This is a genomic window from Streptomyces sp. NPDC057271 (assembly GCF_042668715.1).
Classification (GTDB): domain Bacteria; phylum Actinomycetota; class Actinomycetes; order Streptomycetales; family Streptomycetaceae; genus Streptomyces.
Window position 1 is genome coordinate 1 of record NZ_JBHUYJ010000119.1, and the last position, 17,312, is coordinate 17,312.

The following is a 17,312-nucleotide window of genomic DNA, read 5'->3' on the forward strand; positions in this document are numbered from 1 at the left end:
GCCTTCGACAACATCTGGCGAGCAGTCTGACGAGCCGCGTACCCTCGCCGCCGCCGACTGCGCGGGCTACTCGGAGTCCTGTCGCAGGCCCGCCTGTGCGGGCGGCAGGGAGGTTATCGCCCAGCGGACGGCGGCGGTGATCGTACGCCCCCCGGGCCGCGCCAGCGGCAGCATGACGCGCGTGGTCCGGGGCGGATCCAGCCAGTCTCTCGCCCACGGGGGCAGCAGATCGACCGCCGCGGCCGCCAGGAGACCGTAAGGGAGCCGGGCCAGGGCCGGCAGCGGAGGCCGGGAGAGCAGATAGCGCGCGACCTCACGCGATTCCGGGGTGGCGCGCAGCTCGGGGCGGTACCCGGTGAGCCGAGCGGTGAGTTCGGCGCGCGTCTCGGGCGGGCGCTCGGCGCCCAGAGAGCGCGCGACCCGGGCCATGTCGGCCACGTATCCGTCCTCTCCGGACGGGTCCAGCGGATGTCGCCCGTACCGCTGATAGGCCCGCAGGAAGCATTCCGTCTCGGCGATGTGCACCCAGGCGAGCAGGTGCGGATCCGCGGCGCTGTACCGCGCACCGGCTTCCGTCCTGCCGTGGATCCGCCCGTGCACCTCCCGGACGCGGACCACGGCCCGCTCCGCGTCCGCGCTCGTGCCGAACGTCGTGACGGCCAGGAACGTGCTGGTCCGCTGGAGCCGACCCCACGGGTCCCCCTGGAATCCGGAGTGCGCCGCGACCGCCGCCATGGCGATCGGGTGCAGGGACTGCAGCAGGAGGGCGGCGAGGCCGCCGATGTACATCGACGCGTCCGCGTGCACGAGCCGTACCGGCCGTTCGGGACCGAACCAGCGAGGTCCGGGCGTGCCATGGATGCGCGCACGCTTCTGGTGCGCCTCGGGGCCCGCGACCCGGTAGAGCAGGGACTCACCGGCTCGCGTGCGCAATCTGCCGAGGTACGGCGTTGGCCGGAGCACAGATCCAGTATGTCTCGCCGCACCGGCGAACCCCCGGCATGGACAGCATGCTCGCGGGCACGGGTAGAGGCATGAACGGACTGGTCACCCTGCACACGCCGTCCGCGGCACCGGCCCCGACGCTGCCGATGCGCGAATCGAGTGAGGTGGTCATCATGGGCACGCCTCCCAACGACCCCGTACCACCGAGCCCCACACCGGTGCCCGGGACCGGACCCGGCCCCCAGCCGGGTCCGGTCCCGGGGCCCGTCTCCCCGCCGGGTGGGCCGGACCCCGTCCCGCCGGCGCCGCCGCAGCCGGAACCCGACCCGCGGCCGCAGCCCGGACCACGACCCGATCCCCAGCCGCACCCCGGGCCCCTGCCCGGCCCGCTGTCGCCCCCTGAACCCGTCACCTGACGGCCCCCGCGCATCATCACGCCCCGAGCGGGCAATCGCAGCGGGGCGACGAACAGGAGACGGACATGGCTGCACACACGGGACAGGACCGACGGAGCGCGGCTCTCTTCGACCTCGACGGCACGCTCGTGGACACCACGTACCTGCACACACTCGCCTGGTGGCAGGCCATGCGGCAGCACGGACACGACGTCCCGATGGCACGGATCCACCGGGCGATCGGGATGGGCGCCGACCGGATCCTCGACGCCCTCCTCGGCTCCGGCCGGTCGCACGCGGAGGACGAGTCGCTGGCCGACGCCCACGGGACGCTCTACGCGGTCTGGTACGACGTCCTGCGCCCCTTCGACGGAGCGGCCGACCTGTTGCGGGCCACAGCCGCCCGGGGCTGGTCCGTCGTCCTCGCCAGCTCCGCGTCCGAGGACGAGGTGGCCGCGATCCGCCGGGCGCTCGACGCCGACGAGGTGATCGCGGCGGCCACCGCCGGCAGTGACGTGGAAACCACGAAACCCGCCCCCGACCTCGTGGAACAGGCACTGGAAGAGGTCGGTGCCGCGGCGGATGACGCCGTCTTCGTCGGCGACACGGTGTGGGACGTCGAGGCCGCGGGCCGGGCCGGTGTGCCCTGCGTCGCCCTGCTCACCGGCGGTACGCCCCGCGAGGAGCTGGAGAAGGCGGGAGCAGTCGCCGTGTACGAGGACGCGGGGGAACTGCTCCGACGTGTCGACACGAGCCCGCTGGGGCGACCGAGCAGTTCGGAGTCCTAGATTCCGATTCTGGGTCGCGGGTCGGGGCGGGAAGAGAGCTTCGAGGGAGGACCGGTATGAGTGCCAAAGAGAAGGGCAAGGCCAAGGCCGAGCAGGTCGTCGGCAAGGCCGTGAGGAAGGCCGCGAACGCGAGTGGCGACAGGACCACCGCCGCGAAGGGCGCCGCCCTGGAGTCGCGCGGCAAGGCGCGGGAGAGCAAGGAGAAGGGCAAGGACATCTTCAAGCGCTGACCACCGTGCTGACGGCATCCGCATAAAGGGGATGCATCGGGCATGTGGGGCGCATATCAGGGTAGGCGACACATCGGCTCCCGGCGGAGGACTCGTATGCCGGGAGCGGTTCGGGAAAGGTGAGGGTCATGGCCGGAGGCAAGAAGGCGAAGAACGTGGCGAAGACGACCAAGGGCAAGGTCAAGGAGACCACGGGGAAAGCCGTCGGAAACGAGAGCCTGGAGATGAAGGGGCGGGCCGAGCAGGCCGCCGGTGACGCGAAGCAGACGGTCCAGAAGGCCAAGGACACGCTGAAGCACTGACCGGGTTCGAGGCGGCTCAGGAACGCCGACCGGGTTCGAGGCAGCTCAGGAACCTCCGACGCTGCCCATGGCAGAGGAGCGGCGCTCAGGCAGCCGCTCCTCTGCCATGCCGCTCCTCGTCGGGAGCGCGGGTTCAGCGCGCGCATCGCGATCAGCGTCTGCGTCGGCGGCGAGGGGGCGTCTCGTCCTCCTCCTCGTCCTCGGGCTCGTCCCCTTCCGCGTAGTCGTCCTCCTCGTCGCCTCCGCCTTCCGCGTCGTCCCTTCCCGCTTCCTCTTCCTCGGGGGCGGCCTTCTCCGGGGCTTCGGTCCGGTTCACCGGGGCGACGTTCTCCGACGGCACGGTCGACTTCACCCAGACGCTGTTCACCGGCGGCGCCGTCCACTTCGACGCGATGTTCTCGGGCAGCAGGGTCAACTTCACCCGGGCGGTGTTCTCCGGCGGTGTAGTCGTCTTCCGTACGGCGCGATTCTCCGGCGGCACGGTGGACTTCACCTGGGCCACGTTCTCGGACGGGCTCGTACTCTTCAACCCGGCGCGGTTCGAGGGGGGCACGGTCGACTTCGGCGATACGACGTACTCCGGCGGCAGGGTCGACTTCGGCCGGGCGACGTTCTCCGACGGCATGGTCCACTTCAACACGGCGCGGTTCGCGGGTGGCAGGGTCCACTTCACCGGCGCGACGTTCTCCGACGCCGCCGTCCAGTTCCACCTGGCGACGTTCTCCCAAGGCACTGTCGACTTCAGCGAGGCCGTAGGTCGCGCTCCTGCCGGCCTGCTCACGTCTCAGCCGGTGCCGGCGGGACTCACCCTCGCCCCTGGCTGGTAGCAGGGCCCTCACCGCACGTCCTGTGCCGATTCTCACCCGCCGACCGAGGCCGGGTCGCCCCCCGGGTCCAGGCGGTCGGTGAGGAAGGCGAGGATCTCGTCGCGGGCCCGGATCGTGGGGTGGCCCGGCACCTTCGCCGCCCTCTTCGCCCGCCACACCGGCCACCGCCCGAGCGCCTACCGCGCCGCCTTCCACCGCGCGGACCGGTCGCTCGCCCCGAAGGACGACGACTGACGGGCCAGCCCGTCCGGTTCGCCGCCGTTCGGAGCGCGCACGGGCCTTGCCTCCGGGGTCACCCCACTCCGGCCGGGAGCCGTTCGATGATCGCCGCGAGGTCCGTGCCCGCCGGCAGCGTGCCGAAGGCCAGGCCCCGGTCGCCGGCCAGCCTGGAGGCGCAGAAGGCGTCCGCCACCGGTGCGGGGGCGTGTCGTACGAGCAGGGAGCCCTGGAGGACGAGGGCGAGGCGCTCCATCAGCCGCCGGGCGCGCAGTTCGGCGTCCTCCGGCCGGGCCAGCTCACCCAGCACCTCCCGCCACGCGGCGTCGAGTCGGGCGTCGGCGCCCGTCGCCGCCTCCACCTCGGCGCGGAAGGCATCCAGCGAGTCCGGTTCGCGGAGCAGGGCGCGCAGCACGTCGAGGGCGTTGACGTTGCCCGAGCCCTCCCAGATGCCGTTGAGCGGGGCCTCGCGGTACAGCCGGGGCATGCCCGAGGCCTCGTCGTAGCCGTTGCCGCCCAGGCACTCCAGAGCCTCGGCGACGGCCGCCGGCTGCCGCTTGCAGACCCAGTACTTGCCGACCGCCGTGGCCAGGCGGAGGAACGCACGCTCGCCGGCATCTCCGCGATGGGCCCGGTCGGCCGCGCCCGCGACCCGCAGGGCGAGCGTGGTGGCGGCCTCCGACTCCAGGGCGAGGTCCCCGAGGACGTTGCGCATCAGAGGCTGGTCGATGAGCTTGGCGCCGAACACGGAGCGGTGGCGGGCGTGGTGGGCGGCCTGGGCGAGGGCCGCGCGCGTGCCGGAGGCGGAGCCGAGGATGCAGTCGAGCCGGGTCATGGTCACCATGTCGATGATGGTCCGCACCCCCTTGCCCTCCTCGCCGACCAGCCAGGCCACGGTGTCGTCGAACTCGGGCTCGCTGCTGGCGTTGGAGCGGTTGCCGAGCTTGTCCTTGAGCCGTTGGATGCGGAAGGTGTTGCGACTGCCGTCGGGCAGCACACGCGGGACGAGGAAGCAGGACAACCCGCCCGGCGCCTGGGCGAGGACGAGGAACAGGTCGTTCATCGGGGCGCTGGTGAACCACTTGTGGCCGCGCAGCCGCCAACTCCCGTCGGCCGTCCCTACCGCCGTCGTGGTGTTGGCCCGAACGTCGGTGCCTCCCTGCTTCTCGGTCATGCCCATTCCGGCCAGGAGGCCGCGCTTGGCGCCGGGGGCCCGCAGGACCGGGTCGTACACCCGGCTGGTCAGCAACGGCACGTACTCCGCGGCCAGTTCGGGGGAGTGGCGCAGTGCCGGCACCACGGCGTACGTCATCGACACCGGACAGCCGTGTCCTGCCTCGGCGGAGCTCCACACCATGAAGCCCGCGGCGCGCGCCACATGGACGCCGGGTCGTTCGCCGGCCCAGGGCGCACCTGCCAGGCCCTCGCTGATCGCGACGTCCATCAGGGCGTGGTACGACGGGTGGAAGTCGACCTCGTCGACGCGGTGGCCGTAGCGGTCGTGGGTGCGCAGCACCGGCTCGTACCGGTTGGCCTCCTCGGCCCACCGCTGGACCTCCTCGCTGCCGGTGCGACGGCCGATCCGGTGCAGGTCGTCGACGTACCACGCGGCGCCCTCTCGCCGTACGCCCTCCAGCAGGACCGGGTCCTCGGCGACGTCGTGGCCGGCCAGCGGAGGGGCCTGGTTCGTCACCTCGTGGGTGCGGGCGGTGGGGTTGCTGACCGGGCGCTCGTCGGCGGTGGTCGTCATGATCGGGTCCTTCGCAGTCGGCGGGAGGGGTGGCGGGAGCGTCGGGAGAGGCCGTGCGGTCGCGATCCGTGCGAGGCGGGCACGGCCGGTCAGCCGGTCGGGGCCTGCCCGGCGCCCAGGCAGCGCAGGGACATGGCGGTCAGCTCGGTCACGAGCTGTTCGGCGGAGTCCCCGTCGGGGGCGCCGAGCGGGTCCACCAGCACTTCGCCGATGGCACCGGTCAGAGCGGCGGCGGTGACCTCCGGGTTCTGCGGCGGCAGACCGCCCGAGGCCACGCCCTCGCTCACGACCTCGGCGAACAGCGTCCGGTACCGGCGCCGGTACTCCAGGCGCTCGGCACCGACGGCGGGTTCTGCGGGCGCCGCGAGCAGTGCGTAGGCCAGGCCCCGGCGTTCGAGCGACCGGCGGGCGAACACCTCGACGCCTCGCGCGAGTCGCTCGACGGGATCACCCGGGCTGCGCAGCACCTCGCCCAGCACCTCGACCTCACGGCCGGAGGCCCGCCGGAAGACCTCGACGGCCAGCGCCGACTTGGACGGGAAGTGCTGGTAGACCGAGCCGGCCGCGATGCCGGCGGCGGCCGCGACGGCGTTCACCGAGGCCTGCGCCCAGCCCACGTCGGCGACGACGTCGGTGGCCTGCTGGACCAGATGCTCCCGTGCGCTGCTGAGCCGAGCCAGCTCGGCCGGGGTCTTGCGGTATGCCATGAAAGCAGTGAATCACCGTTCATACCTTCACGCCAGACATGAGGGCGCACCGGGCCCTCGGTCGGCGCGGCCGGATTTCGTGGACCAAGCCCGGCACCCCGGCGCGCCAGGTCCTCGACCGTGCCGCCGCGGAGTACCGGGGACGCGCCGGCCGCCCCGCCGTCGCGCTGGTCGACCCCGCAGAGACCCCGCCCCCCCGACCATCTTCCGGACCGAAAGCCGCGCTGTGAACCTCGCCGACATCCTGCTCCGCACCGCCGTCGAACACGGCTTCCGTACCGCCGTCGAACACGGCTCCCGTACCGCCGTCGAACACGGCTCCCGTACCGCCGTCGAGCTGGGCGGCAGCGCCCTCACCTACGCCGAACTCGACACCGCCTCCGGCCGGGTCGCGCACTGCTCACCGCTCGTGGCGTCGACCCCGGCGACTGTGTCGGGGTCGACGCTGCCCAACAGCCTCGACGGCGCTGCCGAAGGGTGCCACCGGCAAGATCCCCAAGAGGGAGATCGTCTTCGGTGACGTATGAGCCGTGAGGGGTGACGGTACCGGCGTGGGAACGCCGCGCCAGGAAAGCTGAGAATTGTTCACTTTCCATTGACAGGGCAGACCTCGGGGCCCGAAAGTGCCGTGTGCGACCAGCACCCCGGCGATCGAAGCGAGTCCTCATGACGGCGCCCGTACCCGCGTTCCCGCCCGGCTTCCTCTGGGGAGTCTCCGCCTCCGCCTTCCAGATCGAGGGCTCGCTCACGGCGGACGGCCGGGGCCCCTCGTGCTGGGACGCCTTCACCGGGGAGCGGGGGCGCGTCAAGGACGGCTCGCACGCGGGCGTGGCGACCGACCACTACCGGCGCTACCGCGAGGACGTGGCGTTGATGGCCGAACTCGGCGTCGACGCCTACCGGTTCTCGGTCTCCTGGTCCCGCGTCCTGCCCGAGGGCCACGGGCGGGTCAACGGCAAGGGGCTCGACTTCTACGACCGGCTCGTCGACGAGCTGTGCGCCTCGGGGATCGCCCCGGTGCCCACGCTCTTCCACTGGGACACCCCGCTCGCCCTGGAGAAGGACGGCGGCTGGCTCGACCGGGCCACCGCCGAACGGTTCGCCTCGTACGCCTCGGTGGTCGCGGACCGGCTCGCCGACCGTGTGCCCATGTGGATCACGATCAACGAGCCGGCCGAGGTCACCCTGCTCGGCTACGGGCTCGGTGAGCACGCCCCCGGCCGGCGTCTCGTGTTCGACGCCCTGCCCGCGGCCCACCACCAGCTCCTGGCCCACGGCATGGGCGTACAGGCCCTGCGCGCCGCGGGCGCCCGCCAGATCGGCATCGCCGTCTCGCACAGTCCCGTGTGGACCGCCGGGGACGGCGACGGCGACCGGGCGGCGGCCGAGTTGTACGACACCCTCACGAACCGCCTCTTCGCCGACCCCGTCCTGACCGGCGCCTACCCGGACGAGGGTCTGGCCGCGCTGCTCCCCGGCCCGGTGGCCGAGGACCTCAAGACGATCTCGGCGCCCCTGGACTGGTACGGCATCAACTACTACAACCCGATGCTCGTCGGCGCCCCGCAGCCGACCGACGCCGCCGCCTCGTCGTCTTCCTCCTTCGGCGGTATCGACATACCGCAGGACCTCCCCTTCGCCATCCGGCAGATCGAAGGACGCGAACGCACCGACTTCGGCTGGCCGGTGGTCCCGGACGGACTGCGCGAACTGCTCGCCACCATGCGCGAGCGCTACGGCGACAAACTGCCGCCCGTGTACATCACCGAGAACGGCTGCTCGTACGGTGACGGGCCGGACCCCGAGACCGGGCGGATCGACGACGCTCGCCGGGTCGCCTACCACGACGGCCATGTGCGCGCGCTCCACGAGGCGATGACGGAGGGCGCCGACGTCCGGGGCTACTTCATCTGGTCGATCCTCGACAACTTCGAGTGGGCGGAGGGGTACCGGCAGCGGTTCGGGCTCGTCCACGTCGACTACGAGACGCTGACGCGGACGCCGAAGGAGTCGTACGCCTGGTACCGCGACCTCATCAAGAGCGGCAGATGACCGCCGAGGGGGCCGCGACGGAAGGCACCGAGCCCCGGCCGCCCCGGCCGTTCCAACCGCCCCGGCTACCCCAGTTGTCGCTGTCGTCCCCAGCGGCCCAGCCGCCCCAGCCGCCCCAGCCGGCTCCCAGGGCCGGCAGCCCGGTCGGCGGACGGTGGGTGAGCGCGCTGTCCCTCGCCAACCTCGGGATCTGGGTGGGCTGGTTCGGCCCCCTGCAACTGCTCCTGGCCCGCCAGGCCGAGCACCTCACACCCGACCACAAGGCCTCCACCCTCGCCCTGGTGACCGGTGTGGGAGCGGCCGTGTCGATGGTCGCCAACCCCGTCTTCGGCGCGCTCTCCGACCGCACGACGGCGTCCGCGGGCCGGCGCATCCCCTGGGTGGTCGGCGGGGTGACCGGCGGGGCGGCCGGGCTGCTCGTCCTCGCCGCCGCGCAGAGCGTCGCGACCGTGATCGCGGGCTGGTGCCTGGTCCAGCTCGCCCTCAACGCGGCCTTCGCCGCTCTCACCGCGGCCGTCCCCGACCAGGTGCCCCCACGGCAGCGCGGTCTGGTCGGCGGTTGGCTCGGCGTCTCCCAGGTCTGCGGAATCCTGGCGGGTACGGCGCTGGCCACGGTCGCGGGCGGGGTGGTGGCCGGATATCTCGCCTGCGCCGCCTTCTCGGTGCTCGCGGCCGTTCCGTACGTCCTGATGCGGCGCGACACCCCGCTTCGCGCCGCCGACCGGCCGGTCTTCCGGTGGCGGACGTTCCTCGGCGGCTTCTGGATCGACCCGCGGCGCCACCCCGACTTCGGCTGGGCCTGGCTCACCCGGTTCCTGATGAACCTGTCGTACTCCATCAGCACGATGTACCTGCTCTACTACCTGACCGACGCCGTGCGCTACGGGGGCGACGCGGACAACGGCGTACTGATCCTCACGGCGCTCAACGCGGTCACCCTGCTCTCCACCGTGGTGATCAGCGGCATCCGGTCGGACCGCAGCGGCCGGCGGAAGCCGTACGTGATGTGGTCGGGTCTGGTCATCTCCGCGGCCACCCTGCTGCTCGCCGTCTGGCAGACCTGGACCGGCGCGGTCGTCGCCTCGCTCGTGCTCGGCCTGGGGTTCGGCGTCTACACCGCCGTGGACTTCGCCCTGCTCACGGACGTGCTGCCGACGGCGGAGGACCGGGGCAGGGACCTGGGCGTCATCAACATCGCCAACGCGCTGCCCCAGGTGCTGGCTCCCGTGATCGCGGCCCCGGTCGTCACCCACGCCGGCGGGTACACGGCCCTGTACGCGCTCGCGGGCGCCCTGGCCCTCGCGGGGTCGGTCCTGGTACGCCGAATCCGTTCGGTCTCCTGACACGGGCGGGGCGCCAGGAGGTGTACTGCCCGCCGATGCCCTGATGGTCGGCCTGCCGTGCCGGCGCCCGGCGGGCCGGATCGGCGAACTTCCGCTCGGCCGATTCCTGCAGCATGTCAACTGCTCCTGCACCGCGCGGTGTTGTCGCGCCGGCAGGGAGTCGAGCAGACCGTCGAGCATCGCCCTGAGCCGACGTAGTCGATCACCCGCACGGCGGTCGTCGGGTGGTTCACCGCCGGGCACAGCGCCCGGACGGCGATGTCGAGGGAGAAGGCGCGAACATCCCCGTGAAGGCCGCCAGAACCGCCTTCCGCAGCCGGTCCCGGTACCAGAGGCGCCATGTCCGGGGAGAGGGTTCCCGTGGCCTGCTGCACCACGTGAGGGCGATTCCCGCACCCGCGCAGCGGCAGCACCCGCGTCCGCCCGTGTCACTTCCCTGCCAGGACCGGCCGGTCCGTCCCTGCCAGGACGGACCGGCGTCGGCGGCCTAAGCTGATCGGGCGGCGCCCGGCGCACTTCGGCCGCGCCGTGACGGTGCCCCGAGTGTGGTCGACCGGGGCTGAAAGGGGTCCGCCATGGACGACTATCCCCTGATCGAGGACCACGGCCTGATCGGTGACCTGCAGACGGCGGCCCTCGTCACGACCGATGCGACGATCGACTGGTTCTGCTGTCCGCGGTTCGACTCGCCCAGTGTCTTCGGCGCTCTGCTCGACCGGAGCAAGGGGGGCCACTTCACCGTGCGGCCCGCGGCCGGCACGTACACCTCGAAACAGCTCTACCACCCGGACACCGCCGTTCTGGTGACCCGCTTCATGACCGAGGCCGGGGCGGGGGAGGTCGTCGACTTCATGCCGGTGACCGGGACGACCGCGACCGACCGGCACCGTCTCGTCCGCATGCTGCGCTGCGTACGCGGCAGCATGACGTTCGAAGGGGAGATCGCTCCACGCTTCGACTACGGCCGCAAGCCTCACGAACTGCACCTCACGGAGCACGGGGTGGTGTTCACCTCCGACGACCTGGACCTCGCCCTTCACCCCGTCCGTGAGCCGCAGGACCAACGGCTGCTGAACATCCTCTCGGCCGCCGAGAGCGCTGTGCGCTTCTCGCTGACCCTCCGGGCCGGGCAGCAGCGCGGTCTGATCATGGAATCCTCCCCCGGTGGACCCCCGCAGGAGGTCCGCCTGGAGGAGTTCGAGCGCCTCTTCCACGGGACGGTCCGTTACTGGCGGTCCTGGCTGGGGCAGTCCACCTACTCCGGCCGCTGGCGGGAGGCGGTGGAGCGCTCGGCCGTGACGCTGAAGCTGATGACGTACGCGCCGACCGGCGCACTGGTCGCCGCCCCCACGACGGGACTTCCCGAGCAGTTGGGCGGAGAGCGCAACTGGGACTACCGGTTCACCTGGATCCGCGACGCCTCGTTCTCGGTGTACGCCCTGCTGGGCCTGGGTTTCAAGGAAGAGGCGTCCGCCTTCATCAACTGGCTGCACGACCGGGTGAAGGAGAAGGCCGGCCAGGCGAACGGCTCCGGACCGCTGAACGTCATGTACCGCGTCGACGGCTCCGCCGATCTGGTCGAGGAGACCCTCGACCACTGGGAGGGGTACCGCGGCTCCGCCCCGGTCCGCATCGGCAACGGGGCGGCGACCCAGCTCCAGCTGGACATCTACGGCGAGGCGCTCGACAGCATCTACTTCGCGCACGAACACGGCATGCATCTCGACCACGGGGGCTGGAAGGCGCTGCACACCCTGCTCGACTGGCTGGTCGACCACTGGGATCAGCCCGGCGAAGGGCTCTGGGAGACACGTGGCGGCCGGAAGGACTTCACCTACGGTCGTGTGATGTCCTGGGTGGCCTTCGACCGCGCCCTTCGGATGGCGCGCGACGACGGCCGTCCCGCGGCCGGCGGACACTGGGTGGAGGCGCGGGACGGGATCTACAGGCAGGTGTTCGACCGTGGGTGGGATCCCACGAAGCAGGCCTTCGTGCAGCACTTCGGCGACGACGTGCTCGACTCGGCGCTGCTGCGCATGCCGACGGTCGGATTCATCATGCCGGACGACCCGATGTGGAAGACCAGCCTGGACGCGATGGAGCGAGAACTGGTCAGCGACAGCCTCGTCTACCGCTACAACCCCGAGGCGTCGCCCGACGGGCTGCGCGGCTCCGAAGGAACGTTCTCCCTGTGCACGTTCATGTACGTCGACGCCCTGGCACGGGCCGGACGTACCGACATGGCCCGACTGGTGCTGGAGAAGATGCTCACGTACGCCAACCACCTGGGCCTGTACTCCGAGGAGATCGATCTGACGGGGCGTCAGTTGGGTAACTTCCCGCAGGCCTTCACCCATCTGGCGCTGATCGACGCGGCGATCACGCTGGACGCGATACTCCGGGAGGAGCGTCGGCACGAGGCATAGCCCGCGGAGCCGCCGTGGGGGTGGGACCCGGGACGACGAGGATCATGCCGGGCATCGCCGCCACGCGCAGCGGCACGGCGACCATCGCCGGTGTCACCGTCCCGACGACGAGGAAGGTGCGCAGGAGGCCGTACACGAGCAGCCTGAGCACGCTCCCGCGGGTGTGGCGGGAGAGTTCGCGCAGGTCGGGACCCAGACGTCCGGCGAGGCCTCGGTGCCGGGAGACACGCGTTGCGACAGGCATACGTGCCTTCGCCGTTCGTGGATGGGAAGGACCGGAAGCGGGTCATCCGCCGGTGGCGAAGCCGGGGAAGAGGGTCATGCCTCCGTCCACGTACAGAGTCGTTCCCACGACGTAGTCCATGAGGTCGGAGGCGAGCGCGACGACGGCGTTGGCGATGTCGTCGGGGTCGCCGATCCGGTCGTACGGGATGAGCCTCAGCAGGTCCTTCCGCGCCTCGGGCGTCTCCCAGGCCGCGCGGTTGATCGGCGTCCTGATCGCCCCCGGGGCGATCGCGTTCACCCGGATCTTCTCCGGCGCGAGCTCCTGGGCCAGAGTCTGCATCATCATCTGCACGCCGCCCTTGGAGGACGCGTAGTTCACATGCCCCGACCAGGGGATGATCTGGTGCACCGAACTCATACAGATGATCTTCCCGGCGGCACGGGACACCTCGGGGACCACGCCGCGGCGCCGGAACTCCTTGACGGCCTCCCGGGCGCAGAGGAACTGGCCGGTCAGATTGACGTCGAGGACCTTCTGCCACTGGGCCATGGTCATGTCCGTGAGCCGGGCGTCCCGCTGCAGTCCCGCATTGGCCACCAGGACGTCGATGGTGCCGAACTCCTGGACCATCCGGTCCGTCATGGCGACGACCTGGCCCTCGTCGGCCACGTCCGCCTCGTACGCCGCCGAGCGCACCCCGAACGAGGCGATCTCCGCGGCGACCTCCTCGGCGGCCTCGCGGCCCGACACGTAGTTCACGACGACATCGGCGCCGGCTCGTCCCAGACCGATGGCCGTGGCCTTGCCGATGCCCGAGTTGGCACCGGTGACCAGAGCCTTCTGGCCGTGCAGCAGACGCGCCGGGATCACACCCTGCGGTGGTTCCACGGTGGAATCCATGCCGTCCTGCCTCCTCGCCGTACCGATGAGCAGCCCGGCGTCGACCCGGCCGGGCAGCATCACGCAAGCACCGGAGGAGGCGGTCGGCATGTCCTCGGGATCGGCCTTAGGCCGTTGGATCCAGCATCTTCGTCCCGACGGACCAGCGGCCGGGTGCCGCTCTCAGCCCAGCCGGGCCAGGAGGTGCTCGCCGACGCGGAGGGCGTTGGCGATGGCCGTCAGGGACGGGTTGACCGCGCCGATGCTCGGGAAGAAACTCGTGTCGACGACGTACAGGTTGTCGAGATCGTGGGCCTTGCAGTTCACGTCCAGCGCGGAGTCGGCGGGGTCGGCGCCGAATCTCACGGTGCCCGCCTGGTGTGCCGTCGCTCCGATCGGCATGCCCTTGTGCAGGTAGATGCTGTGGGACAGCAGACGATGCTCGTGCATGCCCAGGTGGCCGAGCATTCCCTGGAGTCTGTGCCGCAGGCGCTTCAGGCCTTCGATGTTGTTGCTCTCGTCGAGCGCGAGCCGGATACGGCCGTCGCCGTCGAGGGTGACCCGGTTGTCCGCGAGGGGCAGGTCCTCACCGCAGAGCCAGAAATCGACGGCGTGATGGGCCAGTACCTCGAACGGCATGTCGGGTGACACGGCACCGGCCCACCGGGGGGCCTCGCCGCGGATCTGCGCGGCGTCCGACTTGCCCAGCATCTGGATGCCGCCCAGCGGGAAGTCCCAGTCGTCCGCGCCGAGGTACCAGTCGTGCAGGGCCAGGGTCTTCTGGAACCGGGTGTCGTTGGGTTCCTTCGACACCGCCATCAGGGCCAGGTTGTTGTGCCGCATGTAGAACCGGCCGACCACGTCCGAGCTGTTCGCGAGACCACGGGGATGGTGCTCGTTCGCCGAGGCGAGCAGCAGCGCCGCGGAGTTGACCGCCCCGCAGGAGACGACCACGACGTCCGCGGTGAGCCGGACCTCCGAACCGTCGGGAAGCCGGCCGACGACCGCGCTGACACGGCGCCCCCCGTCATCGGTCTCCAGACGCACCACCTGCGTGTGCGTGACCATCTCGACGCCGGGGTACTCCAGAGCCGGCTCGACGCAGATCACCTCGGCGTCCGACTTGCCGCGCACCAGACACGGAAAGCCGTCGACCCGGTCGCACCGGATGCAGACACTGGAGTGGGTGGGCCGCCCCCCGTTCTCCTGGGTCAGATCGACGCCGATCGGCAGGTGGAACGGGTGCAGGCCACGCTTCTCCAGGTCGTCGCTCAGCTGCTGGATGCGCGGCTCGTGCTCCACGGGCGGATGGGCGTACTGCGCGCTGACCGGGCCCTCGCCAGGGTCCTCGCCGTGCCGGCCGTGGACGAGGTACAGGTGCTCGGCCTGCGTGTAGTACGGCTCCAGATCCTCGTACCGGATCGGCCAGGCGGGAGAGATCCCGCCGTGATGGTGCAGTTCGCCGAAGTCCTCCGGCCGCAGCCGGAAGAGCGCCGCCCCGTAGAACTTGGTGTTGCCGCCGACGTAGTAGTTGACCTCGGGCGGGAACTCGGTGCCGTTCTTGTCGATCCAGAACTCCGGGGCCCGGTACCTGCCCTTGATGAAAACGGCCGTCGAGTCCCAGTTGTCCCGCTCACGCGGCAGATGGCCACCGCGTTCGACGAGGAGGACGCGTTTGCCCGACGGCGCGAGACGATGGGCGAGCGTCCCTCCGCCGGCGCCGGTGCCGATGATGATGACGTCGTAGTGAGGGGCGTCGCCCACGGCGACCACCGTCCTTGGGATCACGGTCCCGACCTGCTGTCAGGCACCTCCCGCCCCCGCTGGGCGAGGGTCCAGCGGTCCCAGCTCTCTCGAACGTATCCGCCCTCCCCGGGGGCGGCGACCGGAGCGGCCGGCGCCGAGCGGGCGAACGGAGCGGCGGTCCGGGGGCGGCCGGTCTCGGGCTCACAGCACCGCGATCGGGTTCACAGCACCGCGATCGGGTTCACCGGCGACCCCGTCGCTCCGGTCAGCCTCAGGGGTGCGACCACGCACAGGAAACTCCAGCGGTCGGCCTCCGAGCAGGCCGGGACGAGGTCCTCGAACCGCAGGTAGTCCATGAGGTGGATGCCCATGGCGTGGATGGCCAGGACGTGTACGGGGAAGGCGACGTCCCTCACCGCGCTGGGCGCGGTGTCGTTGTTGCCGTCTCCGCCCAGGACCGCGACCTCGCGCTCGGCCAGGAACTCCACGGCGGTCGGGTGGAGACCCACCCGCGCCCCGGCCGCGTTCCAGGGCCCCAGTTCGGTACGCCGGAGACGATGCCCCACCCTCACGAACAGCAGGTCGCCCGGTCCGACGCGGACCCCTTGCGCGGCCTCCGCGGCCGTCAGATCGGCCGAGGTCACATGGTCGCCCGGTTCCAGCCAGGGCACACCGCGCAGCCGCGGGACGTCCAGCAGGACGCCCCGTCCGACGATGCCGTTCCCGAGCTGGTCCACGGAGAGCCTGCGGGCACCCTCGGCCGTCACCGTGCTCGCCGGCACACCGCCGTACAGCTCCCCGTCGAACATGACATGGCAGAGGGCGTCGAGATGGCTGTCCGCGTCGCCGTGCACGTTCATGGAAAAACGGTCCGTGGCGAAGTACAGCCCGTCCGAGCCGACGTCGCTCGAACGCGGCCCGGTCATCCGGTGCACCGCCGGCTCCGGGTCGTCGGGGGCCCGCACGGTCTCGATCGGAGCAGCCAGGGACACCGTGCGTCCGAAGCGGACCTCCGCGGCGGCCGCCGCCACCCGGTCGGGCGTCAGGCGTCGGAGCGCGCCGCACGGCCCGTCCACCGACGGCGGCGCCGCCCTGTCCCTCAGGCGCTCGTAGAGCGCCCGGAAGTCGTGCGCGCTCATGCCGCCCGCCGACGACGGCTCCGCGAGCGGTGTCACGCGTGCCTCCATGGGCTCAGGCCCCGGCGGAGCACGTGGGTCGCGCCCGGCTGCGGGACGGTGAAGGGCCGTCGTGCCCGCCGAGGCGTCTGCGCCCCGTGGGGCGGATACCTCCAATCTGACGCCCGCCGTCCCCCGCCGCACGTCGGCGGCGGGGGAGGAGGCCGAGCAGGCCCGCGGTCGGGCCGCCCGGGCCGCGCCGGGACCCACGGTCACGGGGGCGGCGGAACCCTCGCCGGACGGCTGGTCGAGGCGTCCGGGCGCGTGGGCGGCCTCTTGACGGCGGCCCCGCTCCCCGCGGCCGCCGCGTGCAGGGCCCGCAGGGCGATCAGGAGCACGCCGATGTCATCCAGGTAGACCGGGTCCGGGATCAGGTCGATCGGCGAGACCGTGTACACCACCGCAGCCCAGAACAGGGCCTTGGACTGCAGCGGGACCCCGGCGTCCACCAGCAGCCGGCGGGCCTGGAAGACGCGTACGAGCAGAACGGCCGCGCATCCCGCCGCCACGAGCAGGAGGACCAGGGCCACGAGGAGCCAGAGGGAGCTGTCCATGCCGCTCTCCTACCCCCGTACGGTCCCGGCCGCGCCGATTGTCCGCGACGGTTACGAGGCTACGACGGTTGACGTGGGTTTGACCGCCCGGGAAGCGGCAAGCCGAACCGTCAGGCGCCCGAAAAACAGTGACGGACAGTCAACCAGGAGTCACGATCCAGGAAGGCAGCCATGTCGACCCTGACCACAGTTCTCGTCCTCGCGGCGGTGCTCGCCGCGCTACTGGCGGCCGGTTTCCTGCTCCGGGCCCGCATGGGCACGGGCGGCGGCACGCGCTCCCTCGAGCGACGGTTCGGCCCCGAGTACGACCGCACCCTGGAGAGCCACGGCGGCGACAGCGAGGCAGCCCACCGCGATCTGCGTGAGCGGGTCGAGCGGCACGGCGGCATCCGCCCTCTGCCGCTGGAGCAGGCGGTCCGCGAGCACTACGCCGCTCAGTGGACCATGCTCCAGGAGCGCTTCGTCGACGCGCCGCGGCAGGCCGTCGCCGACGCCGAGGAGCTCCTCACGCGGATCGCCGCGACCCGCGGCTTCCCGGAGCCCGATCGGCGCGAGGAACAGCTCGCCGCCCTGTCGGTGCACCATCCGCACCACGTGGAAGGCCTGCGCACGGTACGCCGTGCGGTGCACTTCGATGCGGCCTCCACGGAGCAGCTGCGGGAGGCGCTGGTTCACGCACGTGCCCTGTTCGAGGACCTGACGGCGGCCGGCAGTCCGACCGCCACCGAGGGCGCCCGGACCCGCCCGGTGT

20 protein-coding genes are annotated in these 17,312 nt (G+C 71.7%); 10 read left to right on the top strand and 10 right to left on the bottom strand.

All coding sequences use genetic code 11. The features are described from left to right. Nucleotides 1-66: 66 nt before the first annotated feature. Nucleotides 67-963, bottom strand: coding sequence for an oxygenase MpaB family protein (locus ACFUJR_RS33920; RefSeq protein WP_383451061.1), 897 nt, complete (start codon nt 961-963; stop codon nt 67-69). A 463-nt stretch (nt 964-1,426) separates the two neighbouring features. Between ACFUJR_RS33920 and ACFUJR_RS33925 the strand changes: the two genes are divergently transcribed. The 3 genes from ACFUJR_RS33925 (at nt 1,427) to ACFUJR_RS33935 (ending at nt 2,660) form a co-directional block, all read left to right on the top strand. Continuing rightward, the gene (locus ACFUJR_RS33925) at nt 1,427-2,128 is read left to right on the top strand and encodes an HAD family hydrolase (RefSeq protein ID WP_383169382.1); all 702 of its coding nucleotides are present in this window, start codon (nt 1,427-1,429) and stop codon (nt 2,126-2,128) included. Nucleotides 2,129-2,184: 56 nt separating this feature from the next. Continuing rightward, nucleotides 2,185-2,358 carry a hypothetical protein gene (locus ACFUJR_RS33930; protein WP_383169380.1) on the top strand — a complete coding sequence of 58 codons (174 nt, stop codon included), beginning with the start codon at nt 2,185-2,187 and terminating at the stop codon, nt 2,356-2,358. Between the two features lie 128 nt (nt 2,359-2,486). Beyond that, nucleotides 2,487-2,660 carry a CsbD family protein gene (locus ACFUJR_RS33935; protein WP_383169378.1) on the top strand — a complete coding sequence of 58 codons (174 nt, stop codon included), beginning with the start codon at nt 2,487-2,489 and terminating at the stop codon, nt 2,658-2,660. 151 nt (nt 2,661-2,811) lie between these two features. On the opposite strand, the gene ACFUJR_RS33940 is transcribed toward ACFUJR_RS33935, so the two are convergent. Next, on the bottom strand, nt 2,812-3,081 hold the full coding sequence (locus ACFUJR_RS33940) for a hypothetical protein (RefSeq protein ID WP_383451063.1): 270 nt from the start codon (nt 3,079-3,081) through the stop codon (nt 2,812-2,814). Here ACFUJR_RS33940 and ACFUJR_RS33945 point away from each other — a divergent pair. Then, nucleotides 3,053-3,487: a hypothetical protein gene (locus tag ACFUJR_RS33945; RefSeq protein ID WP_383451066.1), complete on the top strand. Its 435-nt coding sequence runs from the start codon at nt 3,053-3,055 to the stop codon at nt 3,485-3,487. The two genes, ACFUJR_RS33940 and ACFUJR_RS33945, sit on opposite strands and share 29 nt — an antisense overlap. 78 nt (nt 3,488-3,565) lie before the next feature. Beyond that, complete coding sequence (locus ACFUJR_RS33950) at nt 3,566-3,721, top strand: hypothetical protein (protein ID WP_383169372.1); 156 nt, start codon at nt 3,566-3,568, stop codon at nt 3,719-3,721. A gap of 58 nt (nt 3,722-3,779) precedes the next feature. On the opposite strand, the gene ACFUJR_RS33955 is transcribed toward ACFUJR_RS33950, so the two are convergent. Together ACFUJR_RS33955 and ACFUJR_RS33960 are read right to left on the bottom strand one after the other, a co-directional pair. After that, complete coding sequence (locus tag ACFUJR_RS33955) at nt 3,780-5,453, bottom strand: acyl-CoA dehydrogenase family protein (protein WP_383169371.1); 1,674 nt, start codon at nt 5,451-5,453, stop codon at nt 3,780-3,782. 89 nt (nt 5,454-5,542) lie between these two features. Further along, nucleotides 5,543-6,160: a TetR/AcrR family transcriptional regulator gene (locus tag ACFUJR_RS33960; RefSeq protein WP_383169369.1), complete on the bottom strand. Its 618-nt coding sequence runs from the start codon at nt 6,158-6,160 to the stop codon at nt 5,543-5,545. Between the two features lie 226 nt (nt 6,161-6,386). Here ACFUJR_RS33960 and ACFUJR_RS33965 point away from each other — a divergent pair, with 226 nt between their 5' ends. The 3 genes from ACFUJR_RS33965 (at nt 6,387) to ACFUJR_RS33975 (ending at nt 9,555) form a co-directional block, all read left to right on the top strand. Next, nucleotides 6,387-6,680 (top strand): hypothetical protein, encoded by a 294-nt coding sequence (locus ACFUJR_RS33965; RefSeq protein WP_383169367.1) that lies wholly within the window; start codon nt 6,387-6,389, stop codon nt 6,678-6,680. Nucleotides 6,681-6,826: 146 nt separating this feature from the next. Continuing rightward, nucleotides 6,827-8,212 (top strand): GH1 family beta-glucosidase, encoded by a 1,386-nt coding sequence (locus ACFUJR_RS33970; protein WP_383169365.1) that lies wholly within the window; start codon nt 6,827-6,829, stop codon nt 8,210-8,212. Between the two features lie 158 nt (nt 8,213-8,370). Further along, nucleotides 8,371-9,555, top strand: a complete 1,185-nt coding sequence (locus ACFUJR_RS33975) for an MFS transporter (RefSeq protein WP_383169363.1) — start codon at nt 8,371-8,373, stop codon at nt 9,553-9,555. A gap of 116 nt (nt 9,556-9,671) precedes the next feature. Here the strand turns inward: ACFUJR_RS33975 and ACFUJR_RS33980 are convergent, their stop codons facing one another. Next, entirely contained in the window at nt 9,672-9,896 is a 225-nt protein-coding gene (locus ACFUJR_RS33980; protein WP_383169361.1) for a DUF2254 family protein, read from the bottom strand. Nucleotides 9,897-10,130: 234 nt separating this feature from the next. Between ACFUJR_RS33980 and ACFUJR_RS33985 the strand changes: the two genes are divergently transcribed. Further along, on the top strand, nt 10,131-11,981 hold the full coding sequence (locus ACFUJR_RS33985; protein WP_383169359.1) for a glycoside hydrolase family 15 protein: 1,851 nt from the start codon (nt 10,131-10,133) through the stop codon (nt 11,979-11,981). Here the strand turns inward: ACFUJR_RS33985 and ACFUJR_RS33990 are convergent. The 5 genes from ACFUJR_RS33990 to ACFUJR_RS34010 all read right to left on the bottom strand — a co-directional run bounded on the left by ACFUJR_RS33990 (nt 11,935) and on the right by ACFUJR_RS34010 (nt 16,561). Further along, nucleotides 11,935-12,225, bottom strand: coding sequence for a hypothetical protein (locus ACFUJR_RS33990; RefSeq protein ID WP_383169357.1), 291 nt, complete (start codon nt 12,223-12,225; stop codon nt 11,935-11,937). The genes ACFUJR_RS33985 and ACFUJR_RS33990 overlap by 47 nt on opposite strands. A gap of 42 nt (nt 12,226-12,267) precedes the next feature. Then, the gene (locus tag ACFUJR_RS33995) at nt 12,268-13,107 is read right to left on the bottom strand and encodes an SDR family oxidoreductase (RefSeq protein WP_383169423.1); all 840 of its coding nucleotides are present in this window, start codon (nt 13,105-13,107) and stop codon (nt 12,268-12,270) included. 162 nt (nt 13,108-13,269) lie between these two features. Next, nucleotides 13,270-14,850 (bottom strand): GMC oxidoreductase, encoded by a 1,581-nt coding sequence (locus ACFUJR_RS34000; protein ID WP_383169355.1) that lies wholly within the window; start codon nt 14,848-14,850, stop codon nt 13,270-13,272. 203 nt (nt 14,851-15,053) lie between these two features. Next, nucleotides 15,054-15,971 (bottom strand): cyclase family protein, encoded by a 918-nt coding sequence (locus tag ACFUJR_RS34005; RefSeq protein WP_383169421.1) that lies wholly within the window; start codon nt 15,969-15,971, stop codon nt 15,054-15,056. A 248-nt stretch (nt 15,972-16,219) separates the two neighbouring features. After that, nucleotides 16,220-16,561, bottom strand: a complete 342-nt coding sequence (locus ACFUJR_RS34010) for a YkvA family protein (RefSeq protein WP_383169353.1) — start codon at nt 16,559-16,561, stop codon at nt 16,220-16,222. A gap of 171 nt (nt 16,562-16,732) precedes the next feature. Between ACFUJR_RS34010 and ACFUJR_RS34015 the strand changes: the two genes are divergently transcribed. Further along, nucleotides 16,733-17,312, top strand: a 580-nt coding sequence (locus ACFUJR_RS34015) for a hypothetical protein (protein ID WP_383451068.1), incomplete at its 3' end; no start/stop codon positions are given.